The 15,599-nt window shown below is 48.4% G+C and carries 15 protein-coding genes; 13 read left to right on the forward strand and 2 right to left on the reverse strand.

Annotated features, from left to right (window positions below; translation table 11 throughout):
• Positions 1–214 precede the first annotated feature (214 nt).
• A complete protein-coding gene (locus MTP39_RS01355) occupies positions 215–691 on the reverse strand; it encodes a peptidylprolyl isomerase (protein ID WP_249241166.1) in 477 nt (158 codons plus the stop codon).
• 267 nt (positions 692–958) lie between these two features.
• Here MTP39_RS01355 and MTP39_RS14070 point away from each other — a divergent pair, with 267 nt between their 5' ends.
• The 7 genes from MTP39_RS14070 to MTP39_RS01390 all read left to right on the forward strand — a co-directional run bounded on the left by MTP39_RS14070 (position 959) and on the right by MTP39_RS01390 (position 9,258).
• Complete coding sequence (locus MTP39_RS14070) at positions 959–1,342, forward strand: helix-turn-helix transcriptional regulator (RefSeq protein WP_442899409.1); 384 nt, start codon at positions 959–961, stop codon at positions 1,340–1,342.
• A 211-nt stretch (positions 1,343–1,553) separates the two neighbouring features.
• A complete protein-coding gene (locus MTP39_RS01365) occupies positions 1,554–2,246 on the forward strand; it encodes a response regulator transcription factor (protein WP_249241167.1) in 693 nt (230 codons plus the stop codon).
• Positions 2,243–3,274, forward strand: a complete 1,032-nt coding sequence (locus MTP39_RS01370; RefSeq protein ID WP_173703787.1) for a sensor histidine kinase — start codon at positions 2,243–2,245, stop codon at positions 3,272–3,274. The genes MTP39_RS01365 and MTP39_RS01370 overlap by 4 nt, the downstream gene beginning before the upstream one ends.
• Before the next feature lie 165 nt (positions 3,275–3,439).
• Positions 3,440–5,815 (forward strand): ABC transporter permease, encoded by a 2,376-nt coding sequence (locus MTP39_RS01375; RefSeq protein WP_033143517.1) that lies wholly within the window; start codon positions 3,440–3,442, stop codon positions 5,813–5,815.
• 130 nt (positions 5,816–5,945) lie between these two features.
• Positions 5,946–6,206, forward strand: coding sequence for a hypothetical protein (locus tag MTP39_RS01380; protein WP_009244706.1), 261 nt, complete (start codon positions 5,946–5,948; stop codon positions 6,204–6,206).
• Positions 6,207–6,211: 5 nt separating this feature from the next.
• Complete coding sequence (locus tag MTP39_RS01385; protein ID WP_071422048.1) at positions 6,212–6,877, forward strand: ABC transporter ATP-binding protein; 666 nt, start codon at positions 6,212–6,214, stop codon at positions 6,875–6,877.
• A gap of 14 nt (positions 6,878–6,891) precedes the next feature.
• Complete coding sequence (locus MTP39_RS01390) at positions 6,892–9,258, forward strand: ABC transporter permease (protein WP_249241168.1); 2,367 nt, start codon at positions 6,892–6,894, stop codon at positions 9,256–9,258.
• A 225-nt stretch (positions 9,259–9,483) separates the two neighbouring features.
• Here MTP39_RS01390 and MTP39_RS01395 read toward each other — a convergent pair whose 3' ends face one another.
• Complete coding sequence (locus MTP39_RS01395) at positions 9,484–10,524, reverse strand: DUF6076 domain-containing protein (RefSeq protein WP_008816376.1); 1,041 nt, start codon at positions 10,522–10,524, stop codon at positions 9,484–9,486.
• A gap of 302 nt (positions 10,525–10,826) precedes the next feature.
• Here MTP39_RS01395 and MTP39_RS01400 point away from each other — a divergent pair, with 302 nt between their 5' ends.
• The 6 genes from MTP39_RS01400 (at position 10,827) to MTP39_RS01425 (ending at position 15,494) form a co-directional block, all read left to right on the forward strand.
• Positions 10,827–11,051 carry a helix-turn-helix domain-containing protein gene (locus tag MTP39_RS01400; protein ID WP_005362423.1) on the forward strand — a complete coding sequence of 75 codons (225 nt, stop codon included), beginning with the start codon at positions 10,827–10,829 and terminating at the stop codon, positions 11,049–11,051.
• A gap of 147 nt (positions 11,052–11,198) precedes the next feature.
• Complete coding sequence (locus tag MTP39_RS01405) at positions 11,199–11,402, forward strand: hypothetical protein (protein WP_004614949.1); 204 nt, start codon at positions 11,199–11,201, stop codon at positions 11,400–11,402.
• A 286-nt stretch (positions 11,403–11,688) separates the two neighbouring features.
• A complete protein-coding gene (locus MTP39_RS01410) occupies positions 11,689–12,006 on the forward strand; it encodes a DUF3847 domain-containing protein (protein WP_008816380.1) in 318 nt (105 codons plus the stop codon).
• A 2-nt stretch (positions 12,007–12,008) separates the two neighbouring features.
• On the forward strand, positions 12,009–13,481 hold the full coding sequence (mobQ, locus tag MTP39_RS01415) for a MobQ family relaxase (protein WP_217285477.1): 1,473 nt from the start codon (positions 12,009–12,011) through the stop codon (positions 13,479–13,481).
• A gap of 47 nt (positions 13,482–13,528) precedes the next feature.
• A complete protein-coding gene (locus MTP39_RS01420) occupies positions 13,529–14,269 on the forward strand; it encodes a CHC2 zinc finger domain-containing protein (protein ID WP_024730557.1) in 741 nt (246 codons plus the stop codon).
• Entirely contained in the window at positions 14,154–15,494 is a 1,341-nt protein-coding gene (locus tag MTP39_RS01425) for a virulence-associated E family protein (RefSeq protein WP_249242078.1), read from the forward strand. Before MTP39_RS01420 ends, MTP39_RS01425 begins: the two co-directional genes overlap by 116 nt.
• The last annotated feature ends 105 nt before the right edge of the window (positions 15,495–15,599 follow it).

Genomic DNA, 15,599 nt, shown 5'->3' on the forward strand with positions numbered 1-15,599 from the left:
ATTTTTATTTCGGGATCCCGGAGCGTCTGCGGACGCTCCGGGATCCCCTTTTCACAAAGAAGGACGCAATGAGAAACGGCCTCTTTTGTCCTAACACTTTAGTGCTGGACTTTATGACTTGGCTCCCCCTTCGGGGGAGCTGGCGCGGGAGCGCCTGAGAGGGTTAAAAAATAGCGGAACACCCGCAGGGTGTTCCGCTATTTTGCATTTAAAATTAGCCCTCGATGAGCTCCACGGTCTTCATCTTGACCGGGGTGGTGGGCTTGTCGTTCCAGTCGGTGCGGACAGCAGCGATCTTATCCACAACGTCCATGCCGGCAACCACCTTGCCGAAGGCGGCGTACTGGCCGTCCAGATGGGGTGCATCCTGATGCATGATGAAGAACTGGCTGCCTGCGCTGTTGGGGTTCATGCTGCGGGCCATGCTGATCACACCCCGGGTGTGCTTGAGGGGGTTGTTGACGCCGTTAGCGGCAAACTCGCCCTTGATGTTCCAGCCCGGGCCGCCGGTGCCGGTGCCCAGCGGGCAGCCGCCCTGGATCATAAAGCCGGGGATGACACGGTGGAAGGTCAGGCCGTTGTAAAAGCCTTCCTTGACCAGCTTTTTAAAATTCTCACAGGTGATGGGGGCAACATCTTCGTTCAGCTCGATGTCGATGATGCCGCCGTCTTCCATAGTAATGCGAACCATAACGCTACAATACTCCTTTTGTGTTGACCCCGCAGCGGGGGTGTTGGGGGGCAGAAATGCCTGCCCGGATATCCCTTATAGTATACCATAGGTTTTGCCCGTTGCAACGATGCAGATGCAACGTTTTTGTGAATTATCTATCAGAATAGGCTAAAAATACGCGCCGCAACCGGAGTTTGCGCTCTGGTTGGTGGACGCAACCGGGCTTTTGTGCTAAAATCGTGCCACAGAAAATCCAACCGGAAAATGCCAAAGGAGGAACCCGCTATGATGAACCTGCTGAACCGAACTGCTGTTGCCCTGCTTAAGGTCATAGAAGTAGAAACGCAGGAAGCGACTAAGGAACAGGCGGATGCCTGGCTTCGCAGAGTTTTGCTGCTGGAAAAGTTCTACCGCTATACCAATATCCTGTTCCGGATCCTGATCCCGGTCGCCATCGTGGCGGCAATCTATCTGCTCTGGCGCATCGCCCGCAATCTGGAAAAGCCGCCGAAGCTCACGGAGGAAGTCAAAATCGTGCGCAAGTCACTTTCCGAGATGCTCAAGGAGAACCGCACCCGCTGCAAGATGACACAGGAGTTCGTGGCCGAGAGCATCGGCGTAAGCCGTCAGGCAGTGTCCAAGTGGGAAAACGGAGTTTCCCATAGTTAAAGATACCACACCAAATATGATGAACCCACGCTTATACACTACCAGCTATAATAAACCGCAAGGACAGCAATTTGATGATACTGCTGTCCTTTCTTTTATAAAATTGCAGTACACATAAAAAAGCTGTAAAATGATAAATATATTTGTCCTTGTAACAATTCTCGGACATTTGCCTGTTATACTATCTGCAAAAAGCAAAGGAAGTGAGGATATGAAGCAGATTTTAATTGTCGAGGACGACAGTTTTTTGAATAAGATGTTAGACTATAACCTGACCGCAGACGGCTACGGCGTGACTTCTGCCCTAAATGCCAGAACCGCAGCCGCCGCCATCCGCCAGCGGGAATTTGATTTAGTGCTGCTGGACATCAACCTGCCGGATGGAAATGGTTTTGAGCTGTGCAAGCTGATAAAGCCCCAACACCCGGACACCATCGTGATTTTCCTAACCGCCAACGATCAGGAGAGCGACCAGATACGGGGCTATGAGGTGGGCGCGGTGGACTACATCACAAAGCCCTTTGTGATCGGGGCCTTGCAGCGGAAAATCAAAGCCATGTTTGCCATGCTGGAACACCACAAACCGGCCAAGGACATTTACGACGACGGGCGGCTGTTTCTGGACTTCTCGGAGCAGACGGCTTCCCTAAATGGCAAGCCCCTGACCCTATCCCCGATGGAGTACAAAATGCTGAACCTGTTCCGTAAAAATCCCCGGCAAGTGCTGACCCGTGGGCAGCTTTTGGAAAAGCTGTGGGATATAGACGAAAGGTTTGTGGACGAACACACCCTGACAACCTCCATCAGCCGGATTCGCAGCAAGATTGAAGCCGACGGCGGCGCACCCTACATCAAGACCGTTTACGGCATGGGCTATCAATGGACGGGAGGCGAGGCAAAATGAAGTTTCAAAACCTCTCGGTAAAGCGGCTGTTTGGCCGGGTGGCAATAGGGCTTGCCCTCTCCATGTCCGGGATCACCATAGCCCTGTTTTTTGTGACAAAACAGACGGCGGTGCTGCTGACGGGCGGGGTGCTGCTGCTGTGCGCCCTTGTGGGGATTTTTGTACTGACGCAGGCGTTTGGAACGCGGCTGTCGCAGTTTACCGCTGACCTGTGCCAGACTTTAGACCACATGATCGCCGGGAATGAAGCGCCCCAGCGCCCGGAGGACAGCGAAACCCAGCTTGCCAGAATCGGACACCGGCTGGCAAGGCTTTACCAGATCATGCAGGAGAACCGCCGCCGGGTGGACGAGGAACGGCAGGAGTTACAGACCCTTGTATCAGATATTTCCCATCAGGTGAAAACGCCGGTGAGCAATCTGAAAATGGCGACGGACACCCTGCTGGAAAAGCCCATGACCGAGGCGGAGCGCACCGACTTTATCCGGGGAATCCGCAGCCAGACGGATAAGCTGGACTTTCTCTTTCAGGCCCTTGTGAAAACCTCACGGCTGGAAACGGGCGTGATCCAGTTGGATAAGAAGCCGGGCCGCCTCTTTGATACCGTGGCGCAGGCCATGAGTGGGATCGTGTATGCAGCGGAGAAAAAGGAAATCGCCGTGTCCGTGGACTGCCCGGAGGATTTGGCCTTTTCTCATGACAGCAAGTGGACATCCGAAGCCCTCTTTAACCTGCTGGACAATGCGGTGAAGTACACCCCGGCAGGCGGGAAAATCGCTGTGTCGGTGGTGCTGTGGGAAATGTATGTGGAGATCAAAGTGACCGACACCGGCAAGGGCATTTCCGAAAGCAATCAGGCCGCCATCTTCCGGCGCTTCTATCGTGAGGAAGAAGTACACGAACAGCAGGGCGTGGGCATTGGCCTGTATCTGGCCCGCGAGATCGTAACGCGGCAGGGTGGCTATATCAAAGTGGTTTCGGAGCCGGGCAAGGGTTCAGAATTTTCCATTATGCTGCCTACAAAATAAATCGCGGCGGACGGCCATTCCCGGCTGCCCGCCGTAAATTTTTTTGAAATGTCCGAGCGTTGTAACATTTCACCCCGATTTTCAATGAAATTTTTTAGCCGCTGTAACATTTCGCGGACATTTGGGTTTTACAATGGCCTTATCAAATATGGAGGTGATACAACTATGACATGGCCTTTTGAGAACGATACAAGCGCCATTACAAAAAAGTTGGCAAAACGAAACTTAAAAGCAGATAAAAGTAGAAACATCCTCATTATCATTACGATTGCCTTAGCTACCTGCTTGATAATGACAACGACCTTGTATTTTTTTGCTTCGCAGCGAAAATCATTAAATGATGCAGCTGGGCGTTATCAAGCAATTATCAATGAAGTCGATAATGATACCATTACAAAATTAGTAAATGACAGTAGGGTTCAAGTGGGTGTAAGTCATTTATTGGGTTTAGTATCTTATGGGGACTACAAATTAACCGTCCGTTCAATGGATGAAACACTAATGAAATTAGCAAAATATCCTGATTTGGAGGGGGAATTGCCCAAATCTACAAATGAAATTGCTATCACAAAGGCGTTTCTTGATAGAGCTGGATTGTCCAAATCCGTGGGCGATATTATATCGTTAAATCTGGGAGATGGAGAAAAAGATTATACCTTATGTGGTATTTTGCCTGTCGAAAATTCAAATTATTCCGTATTCGTGTCGCAGTCCTATATTGAAAACAAGCTCAGCGAACCGGCATACTCCGCTTATATCCGTTTGAATGAATCTGATGGTTGGTCTAAGGCTGCTATACAAGCTGAATTATCAACATTGTGCAGAGAATTGAAAATACAGCCGGAGCAAATGCAGTTTTCAACATATTATTTTTCTCTCATTGAACAGAGAAGCAGTCAATATATCACTGTAATAGCATTTATCAGTCTTATTATCGCTTTGGCGTGTACCCTTGTTATTTACAGTCTGTTCTATGTGTCCATAGCCAGAAAAACAAAAGAATATGGAAAACTGCGGACAATAGGGGCAACTGGAAAACAGATGAAAAGAATCGTTTTTAGAGAGGGATTTCATCTTTCCAAAATTGGTATTCCGATTGGAATATTAGCCGGTGCAATAGCGGGATATGTCCTTGTCCCGCAAGGCTGGAACACTTTAATGGTATTTGTAATTGCCGCTGTCACAGCTCTGTTTGTGTATTTATGCGTTATGATTGCTGTAATTAAGCCAGCCAAGATTGCTGCTCATGTTACGCCTATTGAAGCAGTCCGTTATATGGCGAGCAATAATGATGTAATGTCCAACAGTACAAAAGTGTTACATCGTTCTCTATCCGCAAAAAACTTAGCTTTTCTTAATTTTGCAAGGAACAGAAAGAAAACCGCCTTAACGATTCTGTCGTTAGGGGTATGTGGAATTTTGCTGATGGCAAGCTCTGCATATTTTAATTCCATTGATCCTTTAGCGATGGCGCGTAGGAGTTTTCCTTACGGAGAAATTCGCCTTGAATTAGGCGATTACGGGCCACAGGCACATAACAGCGAACAATATTCAGAACTCCAAAAATCGAATCTGCTTACAGAAGATTTTAGAGAATCCATTTTGGACATAGATGGTGTGGAAGAAATAAAAGAATACCAAGGCACCGTTTTGAATGTTCGTATGCCAACGGGAGATATTGAACCGATTGTTTCAGACGCATATACACGAAGCTCTCAAAAATTGATTGAGCAATATTTGATTGATGGTACAGCAGATTTGCAGGAACTACTTAAAAACAATGGCATTATTATTGAAAATGGCCCACAGTGGAAAGAAACTTTTGGGTGGGATGCAGCGATTGGGGACGAACTTCTGATTGAAGTTGGCGGACAAACATTGGAAGTAAAAGTAATGGGAATTGTGGACGCTAATATCCCGTATGGCGGATATGATACGCTATTTATTCCTTTAGAAATGCTGTCAAAGATCGTTCCTATTGAAAACCTCAATTATCAATTTATTGTAGATACAGATGACAGTAAATGGGCAGCCGCAAAAGATGAAATCCAAAAGATAATTCCACCGACTTCCAGCCTCTATGTTAGTACCTTGAATGATTGGGTAGAGGCATACAACGAAAAACTATTGAACTATCGTATGCCAGTCTACATTTTTGTTATGTTTATCGGGGTTTTTGGCATTATCAATCTGCTAAACACACTGATAACAAACATCTTGACCCGGAAGCGAGAACTGGGTGTTTTGCAAGCGGTTGGTTTGAGCAGTAAACAGCTTTCAAAAATGTTATTGATAGAGGGCTTGTTCTATACATTAGGGGTGCTTCTTCTTTCCATATCATGCGGAACTCTTATCGGGTATCTTCTCTGCACCGTCTTTAGTGCAATGAGTATTTTTGGAAAAGTAAGCTATCATTTTCCGACAGTTGAAATGTTCAGTTATTTTATACTGATGCTTGCCGTCCAAATGCTTTTCTCGTATTTGGCAATTCGGCAGATAAAAAAACAATCTCTGGTAGATCAAATACGGGAATTGTCATAAGAATTTTTGAAATGTCCGAGTGTTGTAACATTTCACCCCGATTTTCAATGAAAATTTTTGGCCGCTGTAACATTTCGCGGACATTTGGGTTTTACAATACCCTTATCAACAAAAGTGAGGAGGCGACGCAATGGAACTGACCCCGACCTTGATTTTGAATCTGGCGCTGCTGATCGTCCCGCCCGTTGCCCTTGTGCTGGTGTTCCGGCAATGGCTGGCCCGGCACATCCGCTGGACGGTTGCCTTGACTGCTCTCTGTGATGTTCTCCTATTTTGGGATGAATTGTTCTACTATGAGAGCTTCGGTCTGTTCGCTGTGCTGATTCTGGTGCAGTTGGCGGCCACCGGCGCAGCAGCGTTCCACATTTACAACAAACAAAGAAAGGATTGAATTTTATGAGCATTTTACAGACTATCGACCTGAAAAAGTATTACGGCACAGAGCCGAACATCACCCGCGCCCTTGACGGCGTGAACTTCTCCGTAAATGACGGCGAGTTTGTGGCCGTTGTGGGAACCTCCGGCAGCGGCAAGTCTACCCTGCTTCACATGATGGGCGGGCTGGACACCCCTACTTCCGGCAATGTGATTGTCCGGGACAAAGAGCTGTCGAAAATGAACGACGAACAGCTTACCATCTTCCGCCGCCGCAACATCGGTTTTATCTTCCAGAACTATAACCTTGTTCCCATTCTGAATGTGTATGAGAACATTGTCCTGCCGGTGGAGCTGGACGGGGACACGGTGGATCAGAAGTTTTTGGACGAGATCGTTCACCTGCTGGGACTGGAAGATAAACTGAAAAATATGCCGAACAATCTTTCCGGCGGACAGCAGCAGCGTGTGGCGATTGCCCGCGCCCTGATTACCAAACCGGCTATTGTGCTGGCCGACGAGCCGACTGGCAACCTTGACAGCAAGACCAGCGCCGAGGTGCTGGGGCTTATCAAGCGTACCAGTGCGGAGTTCCGGCAAACTGTTGTGATGATTACCCACAACAACGACATTGCCCGCCTTGCAGATCGGATTGTCCGCATTGAGGATGGCAAGATTGTGGAATAAGGAGGTGGCAGGCTATGACATGGCCTTTTGAAAATGATACCAGCGCCATTACAAAGAAGCTGGCAAAGAAAAGTTTGCAAAGCGAGAAGCGCCGGAATCTGATGGTAGTGATCGCCGTTGCGCTGGCGGCATTTCTGATCTGCTTTACGGGAATTGTAGCTACTTCCCTGACACAAATGCAGCGCAATCAGGTTGTCGATACTTATGAGGCGGTCTGGCTGGGCGTAGAGGAAAACGACATTGAAACCCTGAAAGGACTGCCGGAGTTTGAGCGCGTAGGCGGCTACTATATGCTCGGTGAGGAACTTTCGGAACAGGGCTATCATGCCTCTTATGTATATAATGACGCAGAAATGATGGAGATTGGGCGCGACCAAATGAAGCTATTGGAGGGGAATCTGCCCCAAAAAGCAAATGAAGTTGTCGTAAGCGAATACTTTCTCTCCACCTATGGAAACAATGCCAAGATCGGGGACAGTGTGACCTTAGATACCGAGAGTTTTCATGGTGATTATGTCGTTACCGGCATTATGGACAGCGTAAATGAAAAAGAAGCGAATACCTGCGCTATCATTCTTTCCAAAGCTGCCCTGACAGAATGGAAAGGGTTTGATCCGGCTGGGTATCGCGCCTATGTCCATTTCAAAAACAGCGACCAGTTGGGCGAGGAACTGATAACCTCTTATTGCAGGGAGATTGCAGAGGAATATCAGCTTCCTAATCCCAGCATGAACAACAAGTATTTTGCTTATGCTTCTAAATCCTTTGATTTTTTACCGATTGTTGGTGTGATTGTTATTGTTCTGATCGGCGGCTATATTGTGATTCAGAGTATCTTCCGTATCTCCATCAATGACAAAATCAGGAGCTACGGACAGCTTCGGACGATTGGTGCAACGCCAAAGCAAATCAAGCGGATTGTAAAGCGGGAGGGACGCAAACTCGGCAGTATCGGAATTTTGGTTGGTACAGTGCTGGGCGTATGCTGCGGTTTTCTTCTGTTTTCCAAGGGATTTAACGCTGTTTCCTATGTCGTTATGGTTTCCCTGACACTCATAAGCAGTTGGATCATGGTGTCTATTTCCATCCGTAAGCCGGTGAAAATCGCGGCAGGGATTTCCCCCATTGAAGCCGTCCGTTTTACCCCGGTGCAAAAGGACATCCGCAGCCGGAAAAAGAATATCAAGCTCAATCCTGTTTCAATGGGAATTGCGAATTTTAAGCGTGACCGCAAAAAGACAATCTCTATTATAGCGTCTTTGAGTTTGGGCGGAATTATCCTGCTTGTGGTATCCTCCATTGTTTTGCTGCGCTCCCCAGAGGCGCTTGCAAGACAAGAGTTCCCGGATGGTGACTATAAGGTTTATCTGGATTCAAAGTTGTCAGAACAAGAAGTCATGGCAGCAGGAAATCCACTGAATGAGGAACTCAAACAGGAAATTTTGTCTATTGACGGTGTAACCGATGTGATTGCAAAAAGGCAAAGCCTTCATATAAATTATAACGTCAACGGAATTGAATATGGTGGTATGTGTGATATACTGACTGATCAAAATTATTCTAAGGTTGAAGCTTCATTGATAGAGGGCACTATGCCGACGGATACACACAGCATCCTAATTGATTCGGCAACAAGTAACCGTGAACATATAGGTGTCGGAGAAACAGCTGAACTTATCTCCGGGAAATCAACCATTCCGGTTACTATATCCGGGGTGTTTAACAATAATCTGGATAATGGACATGGAACACATCACTTTGACGGTGTATTGGAATTTGCACCGGAAGCATTGTTCCATGAACTGCACCCGGAAATCACCTCTTTCGATTATTCATGGAGCATTGTAAGTGATCCCCAAAAAGCGGATCATGTGAGGGATGAATTAAAAAATATTATATCCGCTCATACGGATATTGCATTAGATGATATTAACACTGTAATTGAGTATGAAAAAAATATAAATTCTTTTGTATTTGGCAGTATGGAGGTACTTTCATGGCTGGTATTCCTCTTTGGCGTTATCAACCTAATTAACACGACCCTCTCTAATCAAATGTCCAGAAAACAGGAAAACAGTGTTTTGCGTTCCATCGGACTGACCCAAAAGCAGCTATGTAAAATGAATATCTGCGAGGGGCTGTGCTATGCATTCTTTGCAACATTGGCGACGCTGATCGTTGGGCTTCCGGCTTCCATCTTTGCTTGCAGCAAATTTAGTGTAGGAGCTTTTGCCGGAAAAGTAGTGCCTTACAAATTCCCGGTTTTGGAAATGGGTCTGTTCATTCTGGTATTGTTCGGAATGGAGCTGATTTTGTCTGTATGGACAGTCCGCAGACAGAAAAAACAATCTCTGATTGAACAAATGCGGGCGATGGAATGACCTTTTGAGATCGGCGGGGCGGCGTGTGCTGCTCCGCCTTTTTCGCCTTTTCTCAAAAAAATTTTTGAAATGTCCGAGCGTTGTAACAATTCAGCCTGTTTTTTTGTCGAAATCAAAGGCACCTCGGACATTTATAGTTCTTCCAAAAGTTTGATGATAATATTACCATTCATGGAAGAAGCAATCTGTTATTGCAATAATGCGAAATTGACGATAGAAAGTTTTTCATATCTCGGTCAGCTCAACAATTACATTACTCTGCTGATACAGCCAGTCCGTAAATTCTTTCGGGCTGGCCGTTCCTGTTTTTACAGCCTTTTTTCTCTGTAAGGCTTCTTTCTTAAAGTCGGAAAAGGAAGCCTGTATTTTTTCCAGACGGTCAGCCGGAAAGCCTGCGGTATTTTTTACCCGGTTTATTTTGTTGCGCCAGTTCTGGCATTCATTTTTATAAAGCAGGTCATAGTTATTTTCTCTTGACCTCTCGTCAAATTCCCGCTTGTTTTGAAGCGCCTGTGCTTTTCGGCACTTGTCGCTGCACAGCTCATACCGCTGGCTCTTTGCCAGAAAATATTTTCCACAGACCTTGCACCGCCGGAAGCAAAGCCCCCAGTCATTCAGCCTGTTCAGATAATAGGTAATCAACGGGTAGAGGGACGCATAGGCAGACACACATTCTTCTGTGCGCCGGTTGTCCGGGAACCAGAGGTCAAGCCGGGTATCTTCTGACGGTGCGCCTTTGAAATAAAGGCTGCCAGCTTGAAATTGTTTCGGTTTTCCTGTCTCCCTGTCAAAGCTCATGGTTTCGTTTTGGAATACCCCGGTCAGTCTGCTCATTTTATCCATGAAGCGGTCACAGGCAGCGTTACGGTCACGGGGTTCTCTGGCAAGCAGATAGCTGTTCCAGATACGGAACGCCACATACATTTTCAGAGGGTCGTTGCTAAGATATTTCTCCCAAAGAAATTCGCTTGCCGCCTGCTCCAGCTCCGGCTGTTTCCATCGGTTGGAGTGGAGAGCTTGCCGCAGCGGAGAAAGCCCGTATAAGTTCCAGTCTCTGTCCGTGTCACGCTCAAAGTTTATCAAAAAAGTTCCCAGTGGGCGTGTCATATCACAAAGCACCTCTGCGTTTTGGCTCCCGTTCAGACGGAAGCGGATCTGCTGTTCTTCCCCAATCAAAATCCGCTCTTTCATTTTCTTCCTGTCCAGCGTCAGGACAAACAAAATCCTCTCAAAACATGGCTCATGCCGTATAAACTGATTCTCCATCCCTATCCCCTGCCTTTGTTTATGGTAATTATATAATTCAGTTATATCCGTTACACTCATGGTATCGCAGAATCATTGTTTTGTCAAGGATAGTACGCTATGATGATTGCGGTTGGTAATTTCGTACCGCACAGTACCTTGACAAGTGAATGACCGTCCAAAAGGGATATGACCGGCAGGAGAAGTGACGCATTCGGCGCACCAATGCAGGGAAACACCGCAGGAATGGGGCAGGAAAACGGCTTTTGGGGAGAACGGCAACAGGAAGCATTTTAACCTATTTGATTTATGGGAGGAACAGAATGAACGATAAAAAGAGATTGAACAGCTACGAGGATTTACCGCTGGTTCTGGATGTGGCGGACATTCAGCGGATTATGGGAATTTCAAGAGCGAGCGCCTATGAGCTGGTACACACACCCGGCTTTCCAGCGTTCCGCAGGGGCAGACTTATCAAGGTCAGCAAAATTGCTTTCTTTGAATGGATGGCAAAAGGCTCCGAAACCGTACCGGGAAGCGACAAATAAGCGTGAGGTATCATTCCCTGACTTGCAATACTGCCGCACTTTCCAAAGGGGCATACAGAGGGAAAAAAACTTAAAAATGATACCGAGACGCTACATCAAAACAGCCTATCTGCGTACATCAGATAGAAACGGAGAAAGGAGCCGGTTATGGCAAGAATGAGTAACAAGCGGCGGTTGGAATGGTCTTTCTTCTTAAATGACCGCAGCCGTATCACTTACAACGAACTGTGCCGGAAATGCCAGCACGAATGTAAACAGAGCTTCCGGGCGGTTGTGGTTGACTGCCCGAAGTATCTTTCCAAGCGTTCCAAGAAAAAGGACAAGACTGCCGGAAACGGCAAAATCCCTTAGGAACTAAGGGCGCACTTCTATACATAGTCTAAAGACCATGTATCGTGCGTCCTGCGGAGCTTACCTCTGCCGCTGATAAAATCAGCAATCCGAGGTCTGCGTTCGCTTCGCTCCGACAAGGTGGCTACACCCCCTTGCGCCGCTAAAGCGGCTATCCCCTGTGTACCCGCCGCAAAGAGAAATCCGCTCTGCGGTTTTCCCTTTTCATCGGGTTTTATAGAAGCACTGACACACGGACTGTCTGCGGATGGTCTTTCTTTATCTTATCAGCAAAGGATGTGAGAACATGGAAAAATCTTTGGAACAGTTGAAGCAGGAATATGAAAAAACCACTGTCCTGCTGGAACAGGAAAAACGGAAAATGCAGCGTTTGAAAAACCGGCAGGCGTATCTGGAAAGCGGTTCCCGGAAACAGAGGACGCACCGGCTGATTACCCGTGGGGCAGCTATTGAGAGCATTGCACCACAGACAAAGGAGCTATCCGAAGCGGAATTTTATTCCCTCATGGAAAGCATTTTGAATCTGCCGCAGGCGGAGCATTTCATCCGGTCTGCCACAGAGAACCACGCCCGTATTTCCGGGCAGGAGAAAGGCGGTGACTAAGGATAGCACTTTATCATTTTTCAATCGCACAGATCAAGCGCAGCGCCGGTCAGAGCGCCATTGCCAGCGCAGCCTATCGAGCCGGGGAGCGTCTTTACAGCAGCTACTATGGAGAAGTCAGCGACTACACCAAAAAGGGCGGCGTGATCGCTTCGGAAATCATGCTGCCGCCCCATGCGCCGGAAATATATCTTGACCGGGCGACCCTCTGGAATGCTGTGGAGAACTGCGAGAAACATCCAAAAGCACAGCTTGCCTATTCCTTTGATATTGCCATGCAGAATGAATTGACGCTGGAAGAAAACATGGAGCTGGCGAGGAAGTTCGTACAGGAGCAGTTTGTGACAAAAGGCATGATTGCCGACCTTGCTTTTCACAGCCCGGAGAAAGAGGACGGCGGCATCCCTAACCCGCATTTTCATGTGATGACAACCATGCGCCCTTTGAACCCGGATGGCACATGGGGACAAAAACAGCGTCGGGAATATCTTCTTGATGAAGATGGAAACCGAATCCGGGATAAAAACGGCGATTATATGTTTAACGCTGTCCATACAACAGACTGGCATGAGCCGGAAACGCTGGAACACTGGCGGGAGCAGTGGGCGGCTGCCGTTAATACAAAATTTGAGGAAAAAGGGCTGGATGTGCGTATCGACCACCGTTCCTATGTGCGGCAGGGGCTTGACCTGATACCTACTGTCCACGAGGGAGCTAATGTCCGGCAGATGGAAGCAAAGGGCATCCGCACCGAGAAAGGGGAACTGAACCGCTGGATTAAAGCCACCAACCGGCTCATGCAGGATGTGAGGAAGAAGATCAAAGCCCTGTTTGTCTGGATGGCAGAGGTAAAAGAAGAACTTTCCAAACCCCAGACACCGAGCCTTGCCGACCTGCTGATCGCTTATTACAACCAGCGCAACGCAGGGGCATGGAGCAATAAAGCCAGAACCGGAAACTTAAAGCAGTTTGCCGAAGCCGTCAATTATCTGACGGAAAACAAGCTGCTCACATTAGAGGATTTGCAGGAGCGTCTTTCCTCTGTCAGTGAAGAATTTGAAGCATTAAGCGGCTCCATGAAAAAGAAATCTGCCCGGATAAAGGAATTGCAGGAATTGATACGGGAGGGCGAGAATTACCAGCGGCTAAAACCTATTCATACGGAATTGAACAATATCAAGTTTAAGAAACAGAGGGAGAAATTTGAAACATCCCACGATGCGGAGTTACGGCTGTTTTATGCCGCCCGCCGTATTCTGAAAGAAAAACTGGACGGAAAACCCATTGCCCTGAAAGCATGGAAACAGGAATACGCACAGTTAAAAACAGAGTATGCCGAACTGTCTCCGCAGCACAAGCCGCTCCGGGAGGAAGTCATACGGCTGCGGCAGGTGCAGAACGCCGTAGATACCGCACTGCGCCGGAGGGAGCAGCCACAGGAAGTACAGAGAAAGAAACACGAGATGGAATTATGATATAATCGGCAGCTTTACCGCTGCCGGCATTTTTATGGAGGGAGCATTTGAATGTATTTGAAGCGGTGAAACAGTCTGTTACCACCCGGCAGGCTGCTTCATTCTATGGAATCCGGGTGGGGAGAAACGGCATGGTCTGCTGTCCATTCCACAATGACCGCACGCCCAGCATGAAAGTGGACAGCCGCTTTTACTGCTTCGGCTGCGGGGCTTCCGGGGATGTGATCGACTTTTCCGCTTTGCTGCATGGATTGGGGAAACGGGAAGCTGCGGTCAGGCTTGCGGAGGACTTCGGCGTTTCCTATGAGAAATCCGGCAATGCGCCGCCAGATAGGAAGCGTCACAACAGGTCACAGCCCCGACAAAAATCAGCGGAGCAGAGATTTCAGGAAACGGAACGGTATTGTTTCCGGGTGCTATGCGATTATCTGCGCCTGTTGGAGCATTGGAAAACAGCATACGCCCCACAGCCGCAGGATGCCATCTGGCATCCTCTTTTTGTGGAAGCGTTGCAGAGGATAAGCTACACAGAATACCTTTTGGATATTTTGTTATACGGAGAAATAGAAGAAAAAGCGGCGTTGATCGCCGCACAGGGAAAGGAGGTGCTGCGGCTTGAACAGCGAATTTCAGAGATTGCCGCTGGAAACGCAGGAAGCGGTCAAAAAGACGATGGACACAATGGAACCGGCGCAGACACCAGCAGAAATCCGGGAGACATTAGAGGGGACGCAGAAAGGCGGCGTGAAGAACAGCATCCGAAACTGCCTGACGGTGTTCCAGCGTGACCCGCTGTTTCGTGGGGCGCTGCGCCTGAACCTTTTGACGGAGCAGATTGACATTGTGAAGCCGCTGGGCTGGGAGCGCACCAGTACCACGCTGACCGACATGGACATGAACTACCTGCTTTTGTATCTGGAAGAAAATTACGGGCTTACCAGCGAGAAAAAGGTGCAGAGCGCCATCAAGATTGTTGCCAATGAAAACCGCTACCATCCGGTCAGGGATTACCTGAACAGCCTGCAATGGGACGGCACAGAGCGCATCCGTTACGCCCTGCATCACTTTCTGGGAGCCGATACGGACGAATACACCTATGAAGCCTTGAAACTGTTCCTGATAGGAGCCATCCGGCGGGTATTCAGACCGGGGAGCAAGTTTGAGGTCATGCTCTGTCTGGTTGGTGGTCAGGGAGCCGGGAAATCTACCTTTTTCCGGCTGCTGGCAGGTAGGGACGAATGGTTTTCAGACGATTTGAAGAAGCTGGACGATGAAAATGTGTACCGCAAGCTGCAAGGGCATTGGATTATCGAGATGTCGGAGATGATTGCCACAGCCAACGCCAAGAGTATTGAGGAAATCAAGTCATTCTTAAGCCGCCAGAAAGAAACCTACAAAGTGCCGTATGAGACACACCCGGCAGACCGGCTGCGGCAATGTGTATTTGGAGGGACGACCAACCGGCAGGACTTTTTGCCCCGTGACCGCACCGGCAACCGGCGCTTTCTCCCCGTGACGGTGTACCCGGAACGGGCGGAGGTTCACATACTGGACGATGAAGCGGCGGCGAGGGCGTATATCGAACAGATGTGGGCGGAAGCCATGACGGTTTATCGCAGTGGGAAGTATAAGCTGTCATTCAGCATGGAAATGAACCGATACCTGAACGCCCACCAGCAGGACTTTATGCAGGAAGACACACAGGCCGGCATGATCTACGCCTATTTGGAGGACTACACCGGCGACAGGGTATGTTCCAAGCAGCTTTATGAGGAAGCGCTGGGGAACTTAAATTCCCCGGCAGACTGGGAGACACGGGCAATCTGCGAGATTATGAATACCGGCATTGCGGGCGGCATCATACAGGGCTGGGTAGCCTACAAAAGCCCGAAGCGGTATAAGAAATACGGTTCTCAAAAAGGCTGGGAGCGTGTCAACCAAGCTCCGCCGGAGGGGGACGGTTTTCAGGAAATCACGGAAGAAGAAGCCCGGCAAATGGAACTTCCATTCTGAAAAGCCACCGGTTGACAGTTTGGTTGACGCTTTGGTTGACAGCCGGTTGACGGGGAAAAGCCTGATATTTGGGGCATTTCTCTCCTTTGTCAACCATGTCAACCA

The organism is Faecalibacterium sp. I3-3-33 (assembly GCF_023347295.1).
Taxonomy (GTDB): Bacteria; Bacillota; Clostridia; order Oscillospirales; family Ruminococcaceae; genus Faecalibacterium.

What these genes read in the sequence shown, in the direction of transcription:
- MTP39_RS14070 (WP_442899409.1), top strand. Translation starts at nt 959, where the DNA reads ATGATGAACCTGCTGAACCGAACTGCTGTTGCCCTGCTTAAGGTCATA.
- MTP39_RS01375 (WP_033143517.1), top strand. Translation starts at nt 3,440, where the DNA reads ATGACATGGCCTTTTGAGAACGATACAAGCGCCATTACAAAAAAGTTG.
- MTP39_RS01390 (WP_249241168.1), top strand. Translation starts at nt 6,892, where the DNA reads ATGACATGGCCTTTTGAAAATGATACCAGCGCCATTACAAAGAAGCTG.
- MTP39_RS01395 (WP_008816376.1), bottom strand. Translation starts at nt 10,524, where the DNA reads ATGGAGAATCAGTTTATACGGCATGAGCCATGTTTTGAGAGGATTTTG.
- MTP39_RS01380 (WP_009244706.1), top strand. Translation starts at nt 5,946, where the DNA reads ATGGAACTGACCCCGACCTTGATTTTGAATCTGGCGCTGCTGATCGTC.
- MTP39_RS01425 (WP_249242078.1), top strand. Translation starts at nt 14,154, where the DNA reads ATGGACACAATGGAACCGGCGCAGACACCAGCAGAAATCCGGGAGACA.
- MTP39_RS01385 (WP_071422048.1), top strand. Translation starts at nt 6,212, where the DNA reads ATGAGCATTTTACAGACTATCGACCTGAAAAAGTATTACGGCACAGAG.
- MTP39_RS01365 (WP_249241167.1), top strand. Translation starts at nt 1,554, where the DNA reads ATGAAGCAGATTTTAATTGTCGAGGACGACAGTTTTTTGAATAAGATG.
- MTP39_RS01400 (WP_005362423.1), top strand. Translation starts at nt 10,827, where the DNA reads ATGAACGATAAAAAGAGATTGAACAGCTACGAGGATTTACCGCTGGTT.
- MTP39_RS01355 (WP_249241166.1), bottom strand. Translation starts at nt 691, where the DNA reads ATGGTTCGCATTACTATGGAAGACGGCGGCATCATCGACATCGAGCTG.
- MTP39_RS01405 (WP_004614949.1), top strand. Translation starts at nt 11,199, where the DNA reads ATGGCAAGAATGAGTAACAAGCGGCGGTTGGAATGGTCTTTCTTCTTA.
- MTP39_RS01410 (WP_008816380.1), top strand. Translation starts at nt 11,689, where the DNA reads ATGGAAAAATCTTTGGAACAGTTGAAGCAGGAATATGAAAAAACCACT.
- MTP39_RS01370 (WP_173703787.1), top strand. Translation starts at nt 2,243, where the DNA reads ATGAAGTTTCAAAACCTCTCGGTAAAGCGGCTGTTTGGCCGGGTGGCA.